21 protein-coding genes are annotated in these 20179 nt (G+C 48.6%); 7 read left to right on the top strand and 14 right to left on the bottom strand.

Features of this window, described 5'->3' with window-relative positions:
* Positions 1-102: 102 nt before the first annotated feature.
* From TPET_RS01500 to TPET_RS01470, 7 genes are read right to left on the bottom strand one after another with little or no spacing between them, the layout of a single operon-like run.
* The gene (locus tag TPET_RS01500; RefSeq protein WP_011942964.1) at positions 103-1218 is read right to left on the bottom strand and encodes a glycosyltransferase; all 1116 of its coding nucleotides are present in this window, start codon (positions 1216-1218) and stop codon (positions 103-105) included.
* Positions 1197-2423 (bottom strand): sugar transferase, encoded by a 1227-nt coding sequence (locus TPET_RS01495; protein ID WP_011942963.1) that lies wholly within the window; start codon positions 2421-2423, stop codon positions 1197-1199. The genes TPET_RS01500 and TPET_RS01495 overlap by 22 nt, the downstream gene beginning before the upstream one ends.
* A 25-nt stretch (positions 2424-2448) precedes the next feature.
* Positions 2449-2856, bottom strand: a complete 408-nt coding sequence (locus tag TPET_RS01490) for a glycoside hydrolase family 73 protein (protein ID WP_011942962.1) — start codon at positions 2854-2856, stop codon at positions 2449-2451.
* 42 nt (positions 2857-2898) lie between these two features.
* A complete protein-coding gene (locus tag TPET_RS01485) occupies positions 2899-3279 on the bottom strand; it encodes a sigma factor (protein ID WP_011942961.1) in 381 nt (126 codons plus the stop codon).
* On the bottom strand, positions 3272-3505 hold the full coding sequence (locus TPET_RS01480) for a hypothetical protein (RefSeq protein WP_011942960.1): 234 nt from the start codon (positions 3503-3505) through the stop codon (positions 3272-3274). The genes TPET_RS01485 and TPET_RS01480 overlap by 8 nt, the downstream gene beginning before the upstream one ends.
* 18 nt (positions 3506-3523) lie before the next feature.
* The gene (locus TPET_RS01475) at positions 3524-3733 is read right to left on the bottom strand and encodes a DUF2922 domain-containing protein (RefSeq protein ID WP_011942959.1); all 210 of its coding nucleotides are present in this window, start codon (positions 3731-3733) and stop codon (positions 3524-3526) included.
* A 14-nt stretch (positions 3734-3747) separates the two neighbouring features.
* The gene (locus tag TPET_RS01470) at positions 3748-3942 is read right to left on the bottom strand and encodes a DUF1659 domain-containing protein (protein ID WP_038033775.1); all 195 of its coding nucleotides are present in this window, start codon (positions 3940-3942) and stop codon (positions 3748-3750) included.
* Positions 3943-4167: 225 nt separating this feature from the next.
* Between TPET_RS01470 and TPET_RS01465 the strand changes: the two genes are divergently transcribed.
* The 5 genes from TPET_RS01465 to TPET_RS01445 are packed head-to-tail and all read left to right on the top strand — an operon-like array spanning position 4168 to position 11863.
* Positions 4168-7146 (top strand): SLBB domain-containing protein, encoded by a 2979-nt coding sequence (locus TPET_RS01465; protein WP_011942957.1) that lies wholly within the window; start codon positions 4168-4170, stop codon positions 7144-7146.
* A 1-nt stretch (position 7147) separates the two neighbouring features.
* On the top strand, positions 7148-8350 hold the full coding sequence (locus tag TPET_RS01460; protein WP_011942956.1) for a hypothetical protein: 1203 nt from the start codon (positions 7148-7150) through the stop codon (positions 8348-8350).
* Positions 8340-8951 carry an HAD family hydrolase gene (locus TPET_RS01455; RefSeq protein WP_011942955.1) on the top strand — a complete coding sequence of 204 codons (612 nt, stop codon included), beginning with the start codon at positions 8340-8342 and terminating at the stop codon, positions 8949-8951. The genes TPET_RS01460 and TPET_RS01455 overlap by 11 nt, the downstream gene beginning before the upstream one ends.
* Before the next feature lie 4 nt (positions 8952-8955).
* Positions 8956-10383 (top strand): hypothetical protein, encoded by a 1428-nt coding sequence (locus TPET_RS01450; RefSeq protein WP_011942954.1) that lies wholly within the window; start codon positions 8956-8958, stop codon positions 10381-10383.
* A 13-nt stretch (positions 10384-10396) separates the two neighbouring features.
* On the top strand, positions 10397-11863 hold the full coding sequence (locus TPET_RS01445; protein ID WP_011942953.1) for a clostripain-related cysteine peptidase: 1467 nt from the start codon (positions 10397-10399) through the stop codon (positions 11861-11863).
* A gap of 29 nt (positions 11864-11892) precedes the next feature.
* Here TPET_RS01445 and TPET_RS01440 read toward each other — a convergent pair whose 3' ends face one another.
* Positions 11893-13824, bottom strand: coding sequence for an exopolysaccharide transport family protein (locus TPET_RS01440; protein WP_011942952.1), 1932 nt, complete (start codon positions 13822-13824; stop codon positions 11893-11895).
* Positions 13825-13850: 26 nt separating this feature from the next.
* The gene (gene nadE, locus TPET_RS01435; RefSeq protein WP_011942951.1) at positions 13851-14696 is read right to left on the bottom strand and encodes an NAD(+) synthase; all 846 of its coding nucleotides are present in this window, start codon (positions 14694-14696) and stop codon (positions 13851-13853) included.
* Between the two features lie 66 nt (positions 14697-14762).
* Here nadE and ispF point away from each other — a divergent pair, with 66 nt between their 5' ends.
* The gene (gene ispF, locus TPET_RS01430) at positions 14763-15245 is read left to right on the top strand and encodes a 2-C-methyl-D-erythritol 2,4-cyclodiphosphate synthase (RefSeq protein WP_011942950.1); all 483 of its coding nucleotides are present in this window, start codon (positions 14763-14765) and stop codon (positions 15243-15245) included.
* Positions 15227-15586, top strand: a complete 360-nt coding sequence (locus tag TPET_RS01425; RefSeq protein ID WP_011942949.1) for a nucleotidyltransferase family protein — start codon at positions 15227-15229, stop codon at positions 15584-15586. The genes ispF and TPET_RS01425 overlap by 19 nt, the downstream gene beginning before the upstream one ends.
* 1 nt (position 15587) lies before the next feature.
* Here TPET_RS01425 and TPET_RS01420 read toward each other — a convergent pair whose 3' ends face one another.
* From TPET_RS01420 to speE, 5 genes are all read right to left on the bottom strand, one after another.
* Positions 15588-16316: a hypothetical protein gene (locus TPET_RS01420; RefSeq protein ID WP_238374309.1), complete on the bottom strand. Its 729-nt coding sequence runs from the start codon at positions 16314-16316 to the stop codon at positions 15588-15590.
* Positions 16285-17088: a Cof-type HAD-IIB family hydrolase gene (locus tag TPET_RS01415; RefSeq protein WP_012895992.1), complete on the bottom strand. Its 804-nt coding sequence runs from the start codon at positions 17086-17088 to the stop codon at positions 16285-16287. The genes TPET_RS01420 and TPET_RS01415 overlap by 32 nt, the downstream gene beginning before the upstream one ends.
* Positions 17066-17926: a phospholipase D-like domain-containing protein gene (locus tag TPET_RS01410; protein ID WP_011942946.1), complete on the bottom strand. Its 861-nt coding sequence runs from the start codon at positions 17924-17926 to the stop codon at positions 17066-17068. Before TPET_RS01410 ends, TPET_RS01415 begins: the two co-directional genes overlap by 23 nt.
* The gene (miaB, locus tag TPET_RS01405; protein WP_011942945.1) at positions 17889-19220 is read right to left on the bottom strand and encodes a tRNA (N6-isopentenyl adenosine(37)-C2)-methylthiotransferase MiaB; all 1332 of its coding nucleotides are present in this window, start codon (positions 19218-19220) and stop codon (positions 17889-17891) included. Before miaB ends, TPET_RS01410 begins: the two co-directional genes overlap by 38 nt.
* A 73-nt stretch (positions 19221-19293) precedes the next feature.
* Positions 19294-20175, bottom strand: a complete 882-nt coding sequence (gene speE, locus TPET_RS01400) for a polyamine aminopropyltransferase (RefSeq protein WP_012895994.1) — start codon at positions 20173-20175, stop codon at positions 19294-19296.
* Positions 20176-20179: the final 4 nt, after the last annotated feature.

Genomic DNA, 20179 nt, shown 5'->3' with positions numbered 1-20179 from the left:
AACCTCCGAGGCATCCTTAGCCAATCCTGTTTCAAAAATGTCGTTCAAGCAACTGATAGAGATAGGCATCTTCTCTTGATTGATAAACCCTCCATCAATCGATCACTTCCTATAGATCGATATATGATTTTCTATGAACCTGTCGTATATCTCTTTATATCTATGACTTACATAGTCGTTTTCATTCAGTATCTTGAGGAGATTTAATGCAAGATCCTCTTTTTTTGAATAAACGCTGTCTATCATCTCTCCCACACACCCTACATCTGTGCTCACCACAGGTATTCCAAGCTGTTGCGCTTCAAGAACAACAAGCGGCATTCCTTCATTGTCAGAAGTCAACAAAAACACATCAAAATCCGCCATCAGTTCTATCGCATCTTTTCTGAAGCCAAGGATTTTTACCTTTTCTTTCAACCAAGGTCTTTCATCAAGATACTGCTGAACTTGCTTGGCGTAGAAGTCTTCAACTATACTTCCACCTATCCATACAAATATCACGTCATCTCTTTCCTGAACAACCTTTTCTGCGACTTGGAGAAATCGCATAGGATTTTTTGGTCTATCAAGCCTTGCTACGTTTCCAACAATTTTTACGTGATCTGGTATTCCAAGCTCTCTTCTCAGTTTCCCTTTCTGAATGTTACCAATTGGCAGTATCGCGTTTGGAATTATCACGTATTGGGAAGGATTCCCGATTCTGTATTTTTCAGCTTTCTCTTTCTCTCTGTTACAAAGAAATACGAGATAATCGGAGTATCTCGCCGCGAATCGTTCTGCCCAGATGAGGAGACTCTTCTTAATACCCCTGTACTGCTCTATTCCCCAGAAACCATGGTATGTATAGATGACCTTTTTCACTCCACACTTTTTCGCCGCAATTCGAGCCAGAAAACCTGCTTTTGAAGAATGAGCATGGACAATGTCGTAATTTCCCTGCTTTATGAGTTTTTTTATCTCAAAGTACGCTTTCAAATCCTTTACCGGATTTATCTCACGGACGAGATTTTCTACCACATGATACTTGACACCTACTTTGTCCAGCTCTTCAAATAACATTCCATTTTCCTTTCCAGCTGCAACTTCAACTTCGAATTGATCTGAATAATTTTCTTTAAGACCATAAACAATTCCGTACAGAACCTTTTGTGCACCTGTCCAATCTGAACGCGTTATGATATGTAAGATCTTTTTCCTCACTTCGCCCCTCTCCTCCATAGCACAGCCTCCAGTGTTTGAAGAATTATTCTCAGATCCAGAAAGATGTTTCTGTTTTTCACGTACCAGAGGTCGTATTCGGTTTTCACCCTGTAATCTTCGAGTGTCGAAGTGTGTTTGTAGCAAAGTTGAGCCCATCCTGTGATACCCGGTTTGACGATTAATCTTTTGCAATAGAAAGGAATTTGCTCCTTCATCATATTGTGAAACTCCACCATCTCAGGACGGGGACCCACCACACTCATATCACCTTTTAAAACGTTCAAAAACTGAGGAGATTCGTCTATTCTGAGTTTTCTAATGATTTTTCCTACTTTCAAAGGTCTCTCATCGATTGCTTTGTTTGGATTGTTCGGATCAATTTCCCCTTTCCTCAGGGAGCGCAGTTTGTAGATAATGAATGGTTTTTCATCTTTCCCCACCCTCTCCTGCTTGAAAACCACCGGCAGTCCATCTTCCAGGTATATTATTATAGCAACGATCAGCATGATCGGCGAAAAGACAGTGAGCGCAACAAGTGAAACAGCAACATCGAGTATTCTCTTTGCGGGTGAGTCGTCTTTTACGTTGCTGAAGGCAACTTCGTAGTACTCCCTGAACTTTTCCATGACCACGAGGGGAATTCTCTTGAGGGTCTTTTCCACAAGATTTGGAAGGTATTCCAGATTCTCGACGTGGACTTTCTCTAAGATGTGTTCGAACCGAGGATCTGCGAGGAGAACGGCATCGTAGAGTTTTTGCTTTGCCTTCACCGTCTCGGCGGAGGGATTGATGTACTCAACGAATCTGTATCTTCCAAGGGATTTTTCCTCGATCTCTTTCAGAACGGGTTCTATCTCTTCTCTTCTTCCCAGAACGAGATATCTCTTCACGGGCAGTTTCTCTTTGATAAGTCTGTGCACCAGAACGTTTAAAACGGGAACCCCTGTCACGGAGAACAGGAAGTTCCCGAATAAATGGTGTCTGTTTATTTCGTTTTCAAGCAAAGGATAGAACATCAACACGATGATGAAACCCGCCATCGTTCCAGCGATGGTTCTTATCAATTGTTCGTTGTAACTTTGAAGACTTTCCGTGTCATAGAGTCTGAAGGCAAAAAAAGAGAGGGTCAAGCTTGCAGTGAACAGGAGGCCCAAATACCAGTTAAAAAAGAGGAGGTTGAATGTAAAAACCGCCAGAAAATCCACGAGGATTAACCCGTTCAACCTGTCTCCTCCTCTTCGTCAATTCTCAGAAACACCTGTACACTCCTATGCACTTTTCCGCGTACGATGGATCTGTCGCGTACCCGAATTTTTGAAGAAGTTCGAAGTATCTCTCTGGTTCCTTTCTACACTCCCAAGCCTTATTATAACACTCTTTGATAAGAATCAAGTAGGCGATCATACTGTTTTCTGGACTGACAAAAGTTTGAAACATATCGATCGTTTTCACTCCATCGAATTCTTTTGTTTCTGCTTCGATTCCTCCTTCGAGCCAGGAAAGTTTCTTTATGCCAAAAAGGTTGTTTCCCACCGTGTGTCTTCCCCAGCCGGTTTCGAGGGCGGACTGGGCAAGGAGTATCTTCGGATCCATCCCGGTGAGCTTTCCCAGAAGAAAGGCGGTCTCGCTGAACCTTTTGAGAAATTCCTCTTTCATTTTATCACCTCCGGAAGAAAGAAAGCGGGGATGGCCCCGCTTTCAGTTTTCGATCTTTTCGTCGTCGAGGTCTTCTGGATAACACGGCTCTTTGAGATACTCAGGTTTGAGCACGTTGAAAGGATAATCGCAACAGCGAGGAGGTGTTTTCCCTGCTACGATGTCGTTCATCTTCCTGTTTACAATGCATCTGAAGTAGGGTTCGAACTCTCCTTTGTCTTTGTCCCACAGTTTGTGCGCGTAACAAAACAGATAACAGATCGTCTGGTAGAGGTCTTCGTAGGAAATGAACTTGTATCCGAACTTCTTGAAGAAATGTCCTGCCTTCTTCTTCAGATCTGGTTCGTATTTTTGAAAAAGCAAATCGATGGAGAGATCTTCGTCCTTTGTGTTCTCGAGTTTTCTTCTGATGTGATCAGGCATTGTTCCACACCCGATCGTTGAAGAAGTCCACCACGAAGTCTATGGCGTAGTCTAAGATGTGATCCAGGATATCGTCGTCGAAGGGAAGGTCGATTCCGAAGCTGTCGAAGAGGCTAAAGACGATCTCTTTCACTTCCTCCTTCTTGGACTCACCGTCCCCCGGCCTTTCGACCAGGGAGACGGCGAGCGGGAGGACGTCCTTGAGAAATGGAAGTATTGTCATCATACAGACGCCCTCCCTTCGTCACTGGATGAGATCGAAGAATTCGTTGGAGTTGGTTTCAACTATCACTGCTCTATCGATCGTGTAGCCTTCCAGGACTTTTGAGTCCAGAAGCGTCTGCATGGCTGCCTGAACCTGATCAGCTGTGAGACCGTCAGCTGGACTGTTCACTATGATTCTCCTTCTCTTTCCCTCTGCCTCGTTGTAGAAATCCATGTACAATCTCTTCATGCCGCTTCACCTCCTCATATGGTTTCGTACGTGACGAGCTGGGCGGAAACGTAGGTGTAGCTCGAGAGAGAATCGAGGGCGTTCACCGCATTTGCAAGGTCCTGTGCCGTCGCGTTTGAACTGACGGAGATGGTCTGTCTTCTCGTCACAGGGTTTCCGTTTTCGTCCACTTCACCTGTTGCCCACACGATCCTGAGGGCCTTTTCCATGATAACACCTCCTGTGAATTTTTTGGTGGGCTGCGCAGCCGCTCCATATATTATAGTCCGTGTTTTTGACATAGATTGTGTAACGATTGTGTTAGGATGAAAAATCTATTTTATGTATTCAACATATTAATGAATAAAAGACGGTTAACGAATCAGTTCTGATTCGGTCTTTTTACAGACATAAGGTATAATCTTCAACAGAAAAGACGAAGAGGAGGGTTCGGCATGAAAAGAGTGCTGATCTTTCTGTTTCTCTTAGCTGCGGTGTTTTCTCTATCTTACACCATAAGAAAGGGAGACGTTCTGAGAGTAGAAGTGGTGGGATACCCGGACCTGACGAGAAATTGCGCGGTGGACATAGAAGGAGCGATCACTTTTCCGTACGTGGGACGTGTGAAGGTGGAAGGCCTCAGTGTGGACCAGGTGACAGAGTTTCTCAAAGAGAGGCTCTCCAAGAGTTTTTCTGATCCTGAGGTGATCGTGTCTCTTCAGCAGATCGCACCAAGGAACGTCTACGTCTCCGGTGTTGTGAACAGAGTGGTGGACATGGGAATAGAAGATCTCAGCGTTTCTGAGCTTCTCTCTCTTCTCTCTGTGGATCTTTCCTCCGTTGACCTTTCGAAGGTGAAGGTCCTCAGGGATGGGAAGGTCTTTGAACTGGATCTCTCCTCGCTTCTCTGGGGAGAAGCTCCCGATAAGGACGTGGTGCTCCAGGAAGACGATCAGGTGATACTTCCAGAAAAGAGCTACACGGAGTTCGTGAAGGTCGTTGGGGCTGTGGCAAAGCCCGGGATCTACCCCTACAGAAGAGAGATGACCCTGCTCGACGCCATCGCGGCAGCGGGTGGCACCACGCAGGAGAGTTCAGGAAAGATAATCGTCCTCTCGAAGGACCAAACGACCGAGATATCTGAGAAAGATCTCTATCAAAAGAACCTTCTTCTGAAGCCGGGAGATACGGTGCACGTTCAAAAGCTCGACGAGAGGTTCGCTTACGTTGTGGGAGCGGTGGCAAGACCGGGGATGTACACCTTCTCCAGAGAAGAGTCTCTCACACTCAAGAATCTCGTGGCGAAGGCCGGTGGCACCTCCGTTGAGGACAGGTACATAGAAAAGGTTCTGATCACAAGGGATGGAAAGACCACCGAGTACACACCGGAAGTGCTGAACGAAAACGTTCAGCTGAATGTCGGAGATGTCGTTGAGATAAAGAAGTACGAAGAAACGAGGGTTTACGTATCTGGATACGTCTCAAGACCCGGTGTTTACGAGATCTCCCCGAAAGAGTCGGTGACCTTAGAAAAGCTCCTCTCGATGGTGGGAGGGTTCAAGGGAAGTGTGGAGGGAGTCGATTCGATCGTCATCACAAGAGATGGGAGTGTCATAGAGCTCTCACCAAGCGAGCTGGACTTTCCGGTGAAACCGGGTGACATTGTGAACGTGAAGGAGTTCGTTCCGAAGAAGGCCTACATCCTCGGATACGTGAGAAATCCTGGACTTTACACCTTTGGAAAGGGCGAGGCGTTCACACTGAGAAACCTCATAGCGAAGGCCGGTGGTTTCATCGATGAAAATCAGGTTGTCTCCGTGAAACTGTCTGGAAAGGAATACTCGCCGGATGAGATCGTGAAGATCGATATCCTGCTCGAAGATGGCGTGTTCGTCTACGTGGAGAAGTACACGGACAGGTTCGTTTACATGGTGGGAGACAATACCGCGAGGAACGGAAGGATGAGCTTTGCAAAAGACGAACCGTTCACTCTCTCGACGGCCCTGAAGAAGTACGGTATCGAGGATTTCTCTCTTGTGAAGAGTCTTTCACTTTTGAGAGACGGCGAGGAGAAGATCTTTGATCCGAAGAAGATATTGACGGAGGATGTTTCCCTCAAGACCGGTGACACGGTTCTCGTGAAGACCGTTCAGGCGAAAAGGGTCTATTTCACCGGAGACGTGTACGGATACGTCGATTTCACTAAGGACGAAGACATCACGCTCGAAAAGGCCCTCGCAAGGTTTGGAAAGATACAGAAGAAGTACATCGCGGGATTGAAGGTTCACTCAAACGGAAAAGTGCAGGAGCTGACGGAAGTTGCCGATCTTCCGCTCGAAGACGGCGCAGTTGTCGAGGTGGACGTGAAAGAGGCCGTCAGGGTGTATGTGGACGGCTTCGTGAAAGTTCCTCAGATGGTTGTCTTTGAGCCCGATGAACCGGTACTCCTGGACAGGGCCATTGTGAAAGCCGGAGGATACAAAGAAGACGCTCTCTTCGAAGCGGGAGACGTCGTTGTTCTGAGGGACGGCGGTGAGATCAACGTTCCCGAAAACCAGCTGAGTTCGTTCGAGCTGAAGGACGGCGACCTCGTGTACGTGAAGTACACCGAAAGACCACACGTTTACGTCTTCGGAGAAGGTATCACGAACACGCTTGTGACCTTCAGGGACGAAGAGACGCCTACACTCAGGAACGTTCTGGGCAAGGTGTGGGGCATAAAGAGCACAGGATCGAGAAAGATCGTCGTTGTGAGTCCATCGGGAGAGAAGAAAGAAGTGGACTATGAAGACGTGATCAACACGGGCGGTCCTGTTCTCGAGAGTGGAAGCGTGGTCTTCGTGCCTCTCGAGACGGAGAACTTCGCCTACGTTGTGGGAGAGGTGGCAAGGCCCGGTGCGTACGAACTCAAAGGAGATGTGACACTTCTCAAACTCATCGCACAGGCCGGGGGCTTGAGCAACTGGGCGCTGAAGACGAAGGTGATCTTGAGAAGGGGAGAAAACGAGACAGCCTACGACTTCACGAACATGGACGAGGTGCAGAAAGTAAAGATAGAGCCGGGGGACGTGGTGTACGTGCCACCCGTTGAGACGAACTACGTGTACGTGCTCGGTAATGTGAGAACACCAGGTATCGTGAAGGTAGACAGGTACTCGACGGTGTTCGATGTGGTGATGAGGGCCGGTGGGTTCACAGACAGGGCCGCCACGGGAAGGATATTCCTCTTCAAAGGAGGGCCTCAGGGAGAGGTCACCGTCTGCGATCTCTCCGGAGTTCTCTCTGGAAAGGGTGGAGGAGTGAACCCGAACGTCGCGCCGGGTGATGTGGTCTTCGTTCCCGACAACCCGCTCATACAGGTGACAGAAGCGCTCTCCATAGTGAACACCATCCTGAACACGATAAGCAACGTCAGAGACTTCATGGGGTGGTAACGTGAGGAGATTGGTTGCATTTCTGATCGCTCTACCGGTTTTCATCTTTGCGGGCACGAACGTTTTTTTGGATCTGTCTTATGAGAACGGTTTCAAATGGACGGGAGAGCTTTATGGGAATGTCTGGCTCGACGAGGACTGGCGGTTCAACTACAGAGCAGGTGTTGGCAGGGGCTTTGGGATAGTTCACACCGGGATCATAGACGAACTCAAAAACTTCGTGGAGTTCTACTACTTCCCGGAGACGAATCTTTCTGGAAAGATAGGCCCCTTCGAACTGAAAGCGGGAATTCTGAACGAGGAGAGAGGCCCCGGGATCGACAAGCTCTTTCTGGACGACAACTCACGTTTTTACGGCTTTCCCGGGTTCTCTCTGAAGTACACCCAAAACAACTGGCACGTTGAATCCCTCTGGCTTCGCATAAACGACAAGAAGAGTTTCAACTACAGAACGGTGGTGTTCGACCTTGGGCTTTTGAAGATCGCATACGAAGACGCTGTGGTTTATCTGAACGAGGTGTTCAACCCTTACTACTTCCTTGTTCCCATACCGACAATCGCCATACAGGAGATCTGGCAGTATCAGGAGGGGTCTCCCTGGAGAGATCCCTTGGAGAACGCGAACGCCCTCATGGGTGGATGGGTCGAGTTCAGCTTCGGTGCGGGAAAGATCTATTTCGAAGCGCTGATAGACGATATGAGCCTGAACAGACTCCTCGGGACGGGAGATTATCTGAACCCGGACAAGATAGCGCTCCTCCTCGGCGGTGAGTACAGAACAGGTCTCTGGAGGTTCTACGGGGAAGTCTCCGGTGCGAGCGCGTACACCTTCGAAAGGACAAGCTCAAACGTTCCCTACGAGTACACGTACTTCTCTGAAGGAGCGATCGAAGACAGGATGATCGGATACAGATACGGTGAGAATTCCTTCTCTTTGAAACTCGGCCTTGAACGCACCTTTGGCTGGTACTCTCTCGGTGTGATGTACCACTACCTCGTCTACGGAGACAGAACACCGGAGGAGCCCTGGCACGGTGAAGAGATGCCACCCGACACGAAATGGCTCATCGGAGAACTAACAAAGGAGCACACAGTGAAGTTGTCCCTGAACGCCTTCTTTGGAGAGTACGGAGGAAACGTGGATGTCTGGTGGAACAGTCTCGACGGTCTCGGCCTGGAGGTGAGGTTCGAAGTTGGTTTTTGAGGTGAAAAACATCGTTTTCGATCTTGGAGGGGTTCTGATCGACTGGAGACCCTGTGAGTACCTGCTCGAGTCCTTCCCGGAGGAAGTGGCGAGGGTCCTTGAAAAGGAGATCTTCAAACACGAGGACTGGAAGCTGATGGACAGAGGGGTTCTGCCTGAAAACGAGTTGTGGGAAAAGAAAAAGAGAGAGCTTCCAGAGTTTAAAGAGTACGTGGAAAGACTCGAAAGGGAAGTTCCAGAACTTTTGAGACCCATCGAAGAGAACGTGAGACTGCTTCCAGCCCTGAAAAAGAGCTTCAAGCTCTACGCTCTTTCCAACTACGGAAAAATCTACTTCGAGATGGTGAGAAAGAAATACGATTTCTTCAAGCTCTTCGACGGCATGGTGATTTCCTCTCACGTGGGTTATCTGAAGCCGGAGAAAGAGATATACCTCGAACTGATCAGAAGATACGGGATCGCTCCGGAAGAGAGCCTCTTCATAGACGACACACCGGAAAACGTCGAGGCCGCAAGAGAACTTGGTTTTCGAGCTGTTCGTCTTGAAGAGCCGTCGAGATTGAAAGAGATTCTGACCAGAGAGCTGAACATCGAATTGTGAGGGGATGATCGTGAGAAAGTGGTGGATTCTTTTTGGTTTAGTCTTCTCTTCTGTTTTGTTTTCAGAGCCGCTGATCACAGAGCTTGCACCTCAGATGGTTTACGAGTACGTTCTTGAAGGAAGAGCACTTCCCGGCGTTCTTCCTCTGCCGTCCGGTGAGAAGGAGAATAGAATTTCTCTTGAAGTCTCACCGTTTTTTTATTTCGGGAATTTCCAGAGAAATACGAAAACGGGCTGGTTCGTTCTCTCGGATCCTCCATGGGAGAACTTTTACCTGTACGAAAACACCCCTCCCTTTTTGAACGTTTCTCTGGAAGGAGTTGTGGGAAAGGTTTCGTTTTACACCGAGATTCCCTTCACGAACAACTACAACGCCTTTTATATGGATTTTCACAGCAACGTTCCTCCCCTGTGGAAAGAGCTCTCGAGTGCCGATTCGACTTTTCCGTACACTGCCTACGGTGTCTACGATGATGAGAATTTCTACGTGGTCGTGGGAAGATCAAAGCTCAGATGGGGAAGCGCCGAGTTCCCCGTTGCGATCTCTGATGTGAGTCCTTATTTCAACCATTTCACGTTCTCGACGAAGGCGCAGATACAGTACACGTTCCATCTGGTTTCGATAAATCCCGTTCTGACGACTGAAGAGTGGGAAAAACAGAGCACTTTCAGGCCGGTGAACGCCGATCCCCTCTCTCCGTACACCGAGAAGGTGAAAACCTTGGTGGCCCACAGAATCGATCTGTATCTTCTTGAGAACTTCAGGTTCGGTGTGGGAGAGCTCACAATGATCGGTGGAAAGTACCCCGATCTTTTCTCCGCGAGTCCCTTCGCGATCTGGCACAACAACTACAACGAGGGCTACACAAACTCCATGGCGGTGCTCGACTTCTCTTACGTTCCACTGAAAGGATGGGAGATCCACGGAGAGTTCGCTCTCGACGACCTTGTGGGAACGACGGAGAACGAATCGAAACCCACAGCCTGCGCGTTCAACGTGGGAGCGAGAAAGGTGTTTTCTGCGGGAGGCTTGAGAGGTGTTCTGGGTGTCGAGTACGTCTTAGCCACAAAGTTCGTCTACAACACGTTCCTTCCCTACTTGAAATTCAACAACAGATTTCTCTACCTCACGAACTTTCCTTCCTCCAGAACGATCGTTGACTATCCAGTGGGGTTTGCCTTCGGGCCGGACGCGAGGATCTTCAACGTCTCGCTCGATCTGTTCAGCGGCGATCTGAGCGTTGGAGTGGATGCCTTCTATCTCGTGAAAGGACCGAACACGCTGCATTCGGAGTATCCGAAGGAGGAAGAGGGAGAACCAAAGAGGACGCCCGGTTTGAGCATCAGAGGAAGTGTGAAGAATTTTCTCTTTTCTTTAGAGCTGTTTGAAGGGAATGCAAGTGTGGGACTCGGCATGAAATGGGAATTTTGAGGGAGGCGAAGAGATGAGGTGGTTTCTTCTTGTGGCATCTATGATCCTTCTTGTTGCAGGATGTACGCTACCTGATTTGACGAGCAGTTTACAGACCCCCGCTTCTCTTGTGGTGAACACGAGTGGAGAACACGTAGCGGGAAGGTACGCGCTGATCGATGTTCAGGTGCTCGATAAGAGCGGAAATCCTGTTCCTGGTGTGACAGTGGAACTCTACAGGAAGATTAAAGATTCCAATGGTTATTACTACGTGAAAGAAGATGAGGCGGAAACGAATTCTTCTGGATGGGCTGAAGTTTCGTTCTTTTCCCCGAAAGAAGGTGAGTACGATCTTTACGTTCAGGTGAAAGAGAATCCTTTCCTCATGAAAAGCTTTTCCCTCGATTTCACCCCTCCTGAGTGGCTCTTTGTGGTGTGGATGTGTGGAGACAACAATCTGTGGGGAGCCGGTGATAAAGACCTTGAAGAGATGAGAAATTCCAACGAAAATGTCTCCGTGGTGGTGTTTTACGATGGAGGAGGTACGAGCGACGGAATTCTTGTTCTCGACGATGATGGAAACTGGAAGGCGATCATGGGAATAACTGGGGTGGACTTCAACAGCGGTTCTTACGAAGACCTCGAGTACTGGTTGAAGTATGTCTTTGAGAACTTCTCGTCAACTTACAGGGCGCTGATCATGTGGGATCATGGAAGCGCTTGGATATATGATTCGATTTACGTTTCTTCAAAAGCGATCAGCTTCGATGATACCTCTGGAAGCGCCATAGCAGTGAAAGATCTGGGGACAGCTCTTAACAACGTGGTCAACAGCGTTCTTGCCGGACAGAAGATCGACATTCTCGGGTTCGATGCGTGCCTTATGGGTTCTCTGGAGGTGATATACGAACTCAGAAACACAGCTCAGTACATTGTGGCTTCCAGCTTCAACGAACCAGTGGATGGATGGGATTACAGTTTCTTGGGTGAGGTAACTCCAGATAGTACACAGCTCGATGTGGCAAAAATGATAGTTGACAGTTACAAATGGTACTATTCTTCTTACGATTCTTATCGTCAGAATGGACTGAGTCTTGCGGTGTACGATACTTCGCAGGTGGAAGATTTTGTTTCTGATTTGAATTCGTTCATCAGTGATCTGAAAGCAGATCTGAACAAGGTTAATTCTGTCTACAGCGAAGTTGTGAAGAGTTGCGATGATGCGAGCGGTAAAGCTATCCTCGTTGATCTCGGTGATTTTATAGACAGGTGGGTTAAATGGGATGAAACAAAGGATGTTTTACCGGTTCCAGATCCATCCTCGTTCGTTGTTTATTCCTATGGTGAAAAAAACGGACAAACTCTTTCCGCTCCTGTCAGTATCTTTATGCCTGAGAATCTGGATATTTATCGAGCTTATGAGAACGACTATATGACTCTCTCCTTCCCCATCGACACACAGTGGGACGAGTTTTTAGGATACTGGCTATCGCAACCGTGAAAAAAATGAAAGGAGGGGATTTCCCCTCCTCATTTTTCTTCTACGTACGCTGAGTTTCTCCGTGTCAGGCCGTTCAGGATGAAGCCGTCTATCTTCTTCAGAGAGTGGAGCATTTTCAAGTCTTCTGAGTAGGTGTGTTCGAGTCTGATCACGATGTAGACAGTGTCGCTTTTTTCCGATACCGGGAGGAACTCCGGTGTTCTCTTCAGTGAGGGTGCGTCGATGATGATTCTGTCGTAACTCTGTTTGAGATTCTCTAAGATCTCTGGATCCTTCAGAAGTTCGAACAAGTCCCTTTTATCGAAAGAGCCTTCCGCGTTTTCTTCGGTGAAAAGAAGCACTTTCTCTTTCTTTGAGACAAGATTTGCCATGTGTTTTGCTATGGTGCTCACACCCGCTCCGTCTTCGATGGCGGTGATGAACACCACCTTTCCAGCTTTCACCGCGGGGATTCCGAGGGCTTTTTCTATCACTTCACTTTTGCTTGTCAGAGGAACTCTCGCCACGATCTTTTCTACACCGAGGAGGTACTCCGCTTCACTTTCCGATTTGATCCTTCTGTCAGAGAACTCTGCAAAGAAGACAGCGAGAATTCCGAGGAAGATTCCGAGCACTCCTCCGACCGCGAGGGTGAGTTTTTTGTTCGGCTTCGAGGGTGAGAGAGGCGGAACAGCCCAGTCTATGACGTTGACGTTGGCCGTGATCGCTGCTTCAGATATGAGCGACTCGTATTTTGCCTGAAGAAGCGTGGTGTAGATCGTTTCTTTCACTTTGTAGTCTCTTTCGAGCTCGATGAGTTTCTGTTCGAGTTCCGGAAGCTTTGAGAGTTCCTTTTCAAAGTTTTCAAAGAGCTTTTTGAAGGCTTCGTACTGTGTCTGGTAGAGGATCCTTTCAGACTCTGCCTTTATGAGATTGCTGAGCGCTTCTCCGTAGATGGTGTAGCCTGTCTTTTTCACCTGAGATGTGAGGAGTCTTTCGAGTTCCGCCTTGAGCTGTTTCTGAGTTTCTTCGAATTCCGCTTTCTTTTGAACTACCGCAGGGTTCGATTCGGTGTAGCGCTCCATGAGCCCTGCGAGTTCTATTTGAATGTTGATCAGTCTGCTCTTGAGCTGGGAGATGATCGGATCGAACGTGATACTGTCTCTGAGCTGTTCTATCTCAACATCGAGATCTTTGAGTTCGTTTGAGAAGAATTCAGCCTGTTTCTGTGCTGCTTCCATGGCGATCTGAGATTCTTCCATCTTTTGAAGAAGAGAAGCGTAACGTTCTATAAGCGTTTGGTACTGTGCTTCAACGGAGTAGATTTTGTTCTGTTCTTTGAAGACCTTGAGTTTGTTCTCTGCTTCTCTGAGTTCCTGCTCTACCTTGGGGATTTGCTCTTCAAGAAATTCTTTTTTCGCCCCGAGCTGGGTTTTGGCGATGCTTTCACTGATCTTGACGTAGTTTTCTACGATCTTGTTCGCTACCTCGGCAGCGAGTTTTGGATCCCGCCAGGTGAATTTAACTTCCAGTATGTTCGAATTTTTCACAGGTTCTACGGTTATGAGCTTTTCTACCATGTAACTGTAAAGAGAGAGTTTTAAATCGTCTTCTGTGAGGCCGTTTCCCATAGCTTTCTTTATATCTTTCTCGTCGAGAAGTTTGTGAACGAGATCGAGTTCGTCTATCACAGCCACGATGTTTCTTCGAGAGAGCATGATCTGTATTTCGTCTTCAAGGCTTCCTCCTCCACCTCCTAGAAGACTGGAGAGGCCTCCGAGAAGCCCTTCAATGGAGAGTCCAAGACTCATACCCTTCTGTGTGGAGACCTTCACCTTCGCGGAGGCTTCGTATTTTGGTGTGGCGAAGAGAAGATAAATCCCCGTTGCAAGGACGGTCAGAACAAGAACGAGCCAGAAGAGTTTTGATCTTCTTTTGAACATCAAAAGAATGTCACCGAGTGTTAGTTCTCTTTCTTCCACGTCTTTCCCTCCTTAGTGTGTTCTGTTCATATTTTATCAAATGTGACAGGAATTCCACGGCGGTGCTTTTCTGCAAGTTCGAGGATTTTCTTCACTCTCTCTACTTTCTCCGGGTCCTCATCTGATAGGTCTTCTTTTCTTTCGATCTTCATCAGGATGCGGTCGAGTTCTATGTAGCTCATCCCGAAGGCCATTTCGTCCGTGACACCGGGAATGAGATCTGGTGAAGGTGGTTTTTTCTGGATTTTCTCCGGAATGTTCAGTTCTCTTGCGAGTTCAAAAACCTGCGTCTTGTACAGGTGCATGATGGGTTCTATATCTACCGCTTCGTCACCCCACTTCACGTACAGACCCGTGAGATACTCTGTTCTGTTCGTTGTTCCCACGACGGCGTAGCCTCTCTTCTCTGCTTCGAAGTAGAGAAGACACATTCTGATTCTGTGTTTGATCCTGTAATAGGCGAGGCCTTTCAGAAATTCGTCGGGGCCGGAGTTTCTGAGATCGTCCAGGAAGGGATCCTTCGAGAGAGAATTCCATTTGTTGAGGACGTATCTTTTCACCACCGATTCTGGAAAGAAGAGCTTTGGAGGGAAGAGCCTGTAAACACCTATTTTTCTCAAGATGGGAGTGATGGATTTTATTTTGTACTCAACGTTCAGGCTTTCGCAGAGTTCAACGGCGTCTTTCACCGAGTCTTTCGAGGAGTCGCGCTCGGGGAGAATGAGACCAAACACCCGATCTTTTCCGAGAGCTTGAACACACAACGAGAGAACTACAGCGGAGTCGATCCCACCGCTCACACCGACGACCGCTCCTTTGTAATTGTACTCTTCTATCTTTTCTCTTATGAAACTGATGAGACTTTCTTTCATTGTGGTCACCCTGATGAATTCTACCATGGTAGAATTCCGGTGGGGAAAGAAAAGGAGAGTGATCCCGTGTTCATCGGTTTTGGATACGACAGACATCCACTCGTTGAGGGAAGAAAACTTGTTCTGGCAGGTGTGGAGATAGACTCCCCCGTGGGAAGTCTCGGGCACTCGGATGGGGATGTTCTCTCACACGCGATCATAGATGCCCTGCTCGGTGCTGCTGGTCTTGGCGACATAGGAACGTGGTTTCCGGAGACGGAGGAGTACAAAGACGCGAACAGTCTTGAGCTTCTGAAGAAGACGATGGATATGATAGAGGAAAGAGGGTTCAAGGTGATAAACGTTGACTCGACGGTTGTTCTCTCCGGTGTGAGACTGTCGACCTACAGAGACAGAATCCTCGAAAATCTGAAAAGCGTGTTGAAAACTCCTCACGTGAACGTGAAGTTCAAGAGCGGAAACACACTGGGGTTCGAAGGGGAAGGCAGAGGCATTTCGGCTTACGCGGTGTGCCTTGTAGAGGAGAAAGAATGTACGAAGAGTACATAAGGGCCTGGGTAGAGAGAAAAAAGAGAGAAGAAGAAAAGATGAAATTGCTGGCTCAGAAGGCCCTCAAAGAGGCGAAGAGGGTCGCAGAAGTGTTGAGGGAAAGGTACGGTGTGAGGAGAGCGGTTCTTTTTGGCTCGCTCGCAAAGTACCTGAGAGGAACAGGCGAGTTCACAGAAAGGTCCGACATCGATCTTGCGGTGGAAGGCCTTCCGAAAGAGGAATATTTCAGGGTGCTTTCTGAAATCAACAGGTTCTCTGAGTTCGAGATAGATCTGATCGATCTTGAAGGATGTCCCGAGTTTCTCAAAAGATTGATCGAAAGAGAGGGGATAGAGATTTGAACTATGGTGTCCTTCCTGTAGGGGCTCTTCTCCCATCGAGCACGTCCTGTGCGATCTTCAAAAGCCACTCTTCATCAGAGAAAACGAGCACTCCACCGCTCCACGGATCGTTCACACTGATTTTTTTGACGTTTCTATCAAGAAGGACGATAGAATTTTCCAGTACTTCCCTTCTGAGAGATTCGTAGTCTATCTCTTTTTCATAGGCCCAGGAGAATCTCAAGGGTTTTCCAACAAGAACGTTTCCTTCCGTGTCGATGACGAGCGTTGTTGTGTAGCCGAGCCTTTTCAGCCGTTCGTACTTTTCCACGCTTTCCACCATCATGGGATAGGTGGCCTTTCTTGTGATGAGAGCACTGATCACCTGCTCGTTCACCTCTCCAGCTGCGCTGAAAACGGGCACAACTCCCGCTGTGGAGAGTCCCTCCGCGAGAAGAGATAGCACCTGAGCGGTGATATATGGGGAAGTTGAGACCTTTGCGAGGGGATCTGTGTCGGTTATTCTCAAAACGTCGAAACTGCCGAAGACGTAGTAGGTCACACCTTTTTCTTTCAGGATCTTTCCTACAGCGATTCCGACGTCTTTTGCGAGGGTCAAATTTCCAGAACTTCCAAGGCACAGAAGAGAGACGTCTTTCAAAACGTTCTGAAGAGGAACTCTCACCGCCACCAGACCCGTGGAGTTCTCTGGAATCTCATCAATCAAGACAATCTGTGGAAATAAGCTCAAGAACGTGAGACACACCAGAATCGTTGTTAGTGAGCGTGACAACGTCCGCCGCCTCCTTCACCTTGTCGATGGCGTTTCCCATGGCCACGCGAAGCCCCGCTTCCTCGAACATGAACAGGTCGTTCTCGTTGTCGCCGAAGACGACGATCTCTTCTTTCTTCCATCCCATTCTCTCCCGGAGAAACCTCAGCGCCTTTCCCTTGTCTACGTTCTCTGGAACGATCTCTAAGTACGTCGGGAACGACTTGAAGACCTTCACCACATTGTTGAACTTCTCCAAGAGGATCTTCTTCAGTTCGTCGAGTTTTTCCGGAGTATCGATGAGAAGGATCTTGGTTGTTCCCACCTTTGAGACAAGCTCCAGAAGTTTCGGTTCAACCCGGTATTCCACACTCGAGTGTTTCGCATAGCCCCTTATCTCTTCGTTGTCTTTCTCGGAGTAGAGCACGTCGTCTATGTACGCTTGCCAGTGCACGTTGAACTGCTTCACGTACTCCACGATGTCTTTTGCGACCTCGGGTGGAATCTTTTCGTTCAAAATCACACCTTCTTCTGGAATGTACACCATCGCGCCGTTGTATGCGATTGTGGGAAAAGTCCTGCCGAAGTACTTCTTCTCCACGTTCAGCGTCGAGACGAGCATCCTGCCGCTTGCAAAGACAACCCGGCACTTTCTGGAAAGCCTCTCTATGGCTCTTCTGTCCTTTTCTGAGATCTCCAAACTGTCGTTCAAGAGCGTTCCGTCCAGATCAAAAACGAACACCCTGTACAAAGTATCCCCTCCAGATCCTTTCGAACTCTTCCACGAAAGATTCTACGTACTCTCTGTTACTCGTTTTGAACACGACCTCCACATTTTTGTGAAAACCACTCTCTGTGAAGTTCGCAGAGCCCGTGATCAGAGTTTTTCCATCGACGACAAGAAACTTGTGGTGCATCAAGGGTTCTCTCACCTCGAGAACGTGAAAGGTTCCAAGTGGAAGTTCTCTGAGCTTTGAAGACTCGAACCACTCGTCCGTGATGATGTACACCTCCACACCCTGCGAGGAGAGGAATTTCAGCGTGGCAAAGACGTCTTCATCTGTGAAAGCGTAGCTGCAGAGAAGAACGTACTTTTTCGCCTTCCAGAGCGAATCCAAGACGATCTCTTCAACATCCACCGCGGGAATCAAAAAGAACTCACCTTCTTCTGTTTTGAGCTGAACCTCCGGTCTTTTTCCAAAAACGAGCCAGTCATAAATTCCCTCGAAAAAGTCCGCTATCTCTTTGGAGTGAAAGACGATGAGGTTGTTCAGATGTTCTTCTAAGCTGGAGCGGTTGAAGTTCGCAGAGCCGAAGATCACCGTTTCATGGTCGAGAACTATGAACTTCGAGTGAAGAAGTCCCTCTGAAACGTGAACGAAAGCACCCTGAACGGGTACCTCGGAAGCCATTTTCGCAGTTTTCAATCCGAGATACTCCGGGTCGATCGAGTAGGCAACGATCGTGATGTCGCTTGCAGAGTTCAGGTGTGAGAGAACCAGCTGTGAAAGATCGTCCACCGTGCTGAAATAGACCCGCGAGAAAATTATCTCATTTATCAGTAGAAACAGGAGAAGGAGTTTCTTCAATCCATACCACCTTTCCGTAGAGCGGACCGGCCGTGATCTTTTCGATCTTCACGTCGGCGAATCGGCCGATCATCCACTCCTCACCCTCGAAGGCGATGATCTTGTTTCTGATGTCCCTGCCGTAGAAGAGGCCGTTCTTTGCCTGAGCCTCCACGATGACGCGCACCGTCTTTCCCTTGTAGCGCTCGTTCAGCTTTCTGTTGATCCTCTTTTGGAGGTTCATGAGAAACTGCATGCGCCTCACTTTCTCTTCGTAGGGCACCTCGTCTTTGTAGTGTTTCCACGCCACCGTACCTTTTCGTGGAGAGTAGATCGCGAGGTTGAGGCGTTCGAACTGCGCCTTCTCCACAAGATCGATCGTCTCCATGAAGTCTTCTTCCGTCTCCGTTGGAAAACCGACGATGATGTCGCTGCTTATGGCAACGTCCGGCACCTTCGATCTGATCCTCTCAAGAAGGGCGAGGTACTCTTCCTTCGTGTAACTTCTGTTCATGAGCTTCAGTATCCTGTTGCTTCCGGACTGCACGGGGAGGTGGACGGACTTTGCCACCTTCGGATTTCTGGCGATCACCTCTATGAGTTCGTCGGAGAAGTCCGTCGGATAGGAAGTGAGAAACCAGATTCTTTCAATTCCCTCTATCTTTGAGGCCTCTTCGAGGAGTTTGGCGAGGGAAGAGCCGTCCTTCAGGTCTTTTCCGTAGGCGTCTACGTTCTGACCGAGGAAGGTCACCTCGCGGTAGCCCTGTTTCGCGAGCTCTCTCACCTCTTCCAGAATATCCTCCATCGGTCTGCTCTTTTCCCTGCCGCGCGTGTACGGAACGATACAGTAGGTGCAGAATCTGTCACAGCCGAATATGATCGTGACCCAGGCGTGATGCTTGCTGGATCTGATACGTGGAAGCTCATGTGTGTACTCGTCGAGATGGTCTTCGAAGAGCGCCACCTTCTCCCCCTGAAGCGCCCTTTTCACCGCCTCTGTCACTTTCAGGACGGCGCGGGTTCCAAGGACGAAGTCGGCTCCTCTCTCCAGGAGTTTCTCTCTTTCCTTTTCGGCGACACAACCCGCAACTCCCACAACGAGCTTTCTTTTCCTTTTGATCTTCAGCATCTGACCGAGCTCGCTGTAGGCCTTCTCCTCAGACTTTCTTCTCACTGCACAGGTGTTTATGATGACCACATCCGCCTCTTCGGGAGCCGAGGCGGGGGTGAACCCTTCCTTCATTAGAAGACCGGCCATCGTTTCCGAGTCGTTCTCGTTCATCTGACAGCCGAAGGTCTTGATGTAAAATCTCATGTTCGACCTCCCAGTTCGTTCAGGCTAATTAGATTATACCAGAAAGGAAAAACCCCGCCGGAGCGGGGTCGATTCACATCAGTCCGAGTTCTTTCTTCACGAAGTTCGGAAGGGCGAAGGACGCGACGTGAACTTCTTCGTTGTAGTACTTCAGCTCTTTGTTGAAGTTTTTCACCTTTTCGGGGTTGAAGTCTTTTATCGGGTCTATTCCCTTGGAGGCGAAGGTGTAGGACCACATGCCGGAGGGATAGGTGGTCATGAATCCAAGGTAAACCTTCGTGATAGGAAAGACCTTGCTGATCCTCTTGTAAGCGAGCTTGAACCATCCGATGTCGTAGAACGGGTCTTCCGTCTCGGCGGAGAAGACTCCGTCTTCCTTGAGGGCATCGTAACAGGCCTGGTAGAACTCTTCGGTGAAGAGGTGCCCACCCTGGCCCGCCGTCGGGTCCGTGGAGTCTATGATGATGACATCGAACTCGTTCTTGAACTTCCTCACGTATTCGGCACCGTTTGCGATCACGATCTCTGTCCTTGGATCGTCGAAACCGCACGAAGTCTGCTTCAAATACTTCCTTGCGGCTTCTATGACGAGTCCGTCCACTTCGCAGAGAACCGCCTTCTCCACGCTGTCGTGTTTCAGGACTTCTCTGAGCGTTCCGCCGTCTCCACCGCCGATGATGAGCACCTTCTTCGGGTTCGGATGGAGGAACATGGGAACGTGTGCGAGCATTTCGTGGTACATGAACTCGTCCTTTTCCGTGGTCATCGTGATGCCGTCGAGCGAAAAAACCACGCCAAGATCGGGATTCTCGAAGATATCTATCCTCTGAATGTCGCTCTGTCCGGAGTAGATCATGCGGTTTATCTTCATGAAGAGTCCCACGTTGTTTCCTGTATAGTACTCGAAGTACCACAGGTGCTGTCTTGGCTGGAGATCTCTTTCAAATTCTTTCAACTTT

The organism is Thermotoga petrophila RKU-1 (genome assembly GCF_000016785.1).
Taxonomy (GTDB): domain Bacteria; phylum Thermotogota; class Thermotogae; order Thermotogales; family Thermotogaceae; genus Thermotoga; species Thermotoga petrophila.
Note: the sequence above shows the minus strand (reverse complement) of the source record. Positions and strands in the feature narration are given on the sequence as shown.

Excerpts from the sequence above, each read along its gene's own strand:
- TPET_RS01500 (WP_011942964.1), bottom strand. The coding sequence starts at position 1,218 with ATGGAGGAGAGGGGCGAAGTGAGGAAAAAGATCTTACATATCATAACG.
- TPET_RS01490 (WP_011942962.1), bottom strand. The coding sequence starts at position 2,856 with ATGAAAGAGGAATTTCTCAAAAGGTTCAGCGAGACCGCCTTTCTTCTG.
- TPET_RS01485 (WP_011942961.1), bottom strand. The coding sequence starts at position 3,279 with ATGCCTGATCACATCAGAAGAAAACTCGAGAACACAAAGGACGAAGAT.
- TPET_RS01480 (WP_011942960.1), bottom strand. The coding sequence starts at position 3,505 with ATGATGACAATACTTCCATTTCTCAAGGACGTCCTCCCGCTCGCCGTC.
- TPET_RS01475 (WP_011942959.1), bottom strand. The coding sequence starts at position 3,733 with ATGAAGAGATTGTACATGGATTTCTACAACGAGGCAGAGGGAAAGAGA.
- TPET_RS01470 (WP_038033775.1), bottom strand. The coding sequence starts at position 3,942 with ATGGAAAAGGCCCTCAGGATCGTGTGGGCAACAGGTGAAGTGGACGAA.
- TPET_RS01465 (WP_011942957.1), top strand. The coding sequence starts at position 4,168 with ATGAAAAGAGTGCTGATCTTTCTGTTTCTCTTAGCTGCGGTGTTTTCT.
- TPET_RS01450 (WP_011942954.1), top strand. The coding sequence starts at position 8,956 with ATGATCGTGAGAAAGTGGTGGATTCTTTTTGGTTTAGTCTTCTCTTCT.
- TPET_RS01445 (WP_011942953.1), top strand. The coding sequence starts at position 10,397 with ATGAGGTGGTTTCTTCTTGTGGCATCTATGATCCTTCTTGTTGCAGGA.
- nadE (WP_011942951.1), bottom strand. The coding sequence starts at position 14,696 with ATGAAAGAAAGTCTCATCAGTTTCATAAGAGAAAAGATAGAAGAGTAC.
- TPET_RS01425 (WP_011942949.1), top strand. The coding sequence starts at position 15,227 with ATGTACGAAGAGTACATAAGGGCCTGGGTAGAGAGAAAAAAGAGAGAA.
- miaB (WP_011942945.1), bottom strand. The coding sequence starts at position 19,220 with ATGAGATTTTACATCAAGACCTTCGGCTGTCAGATGAACGAGAACGAC.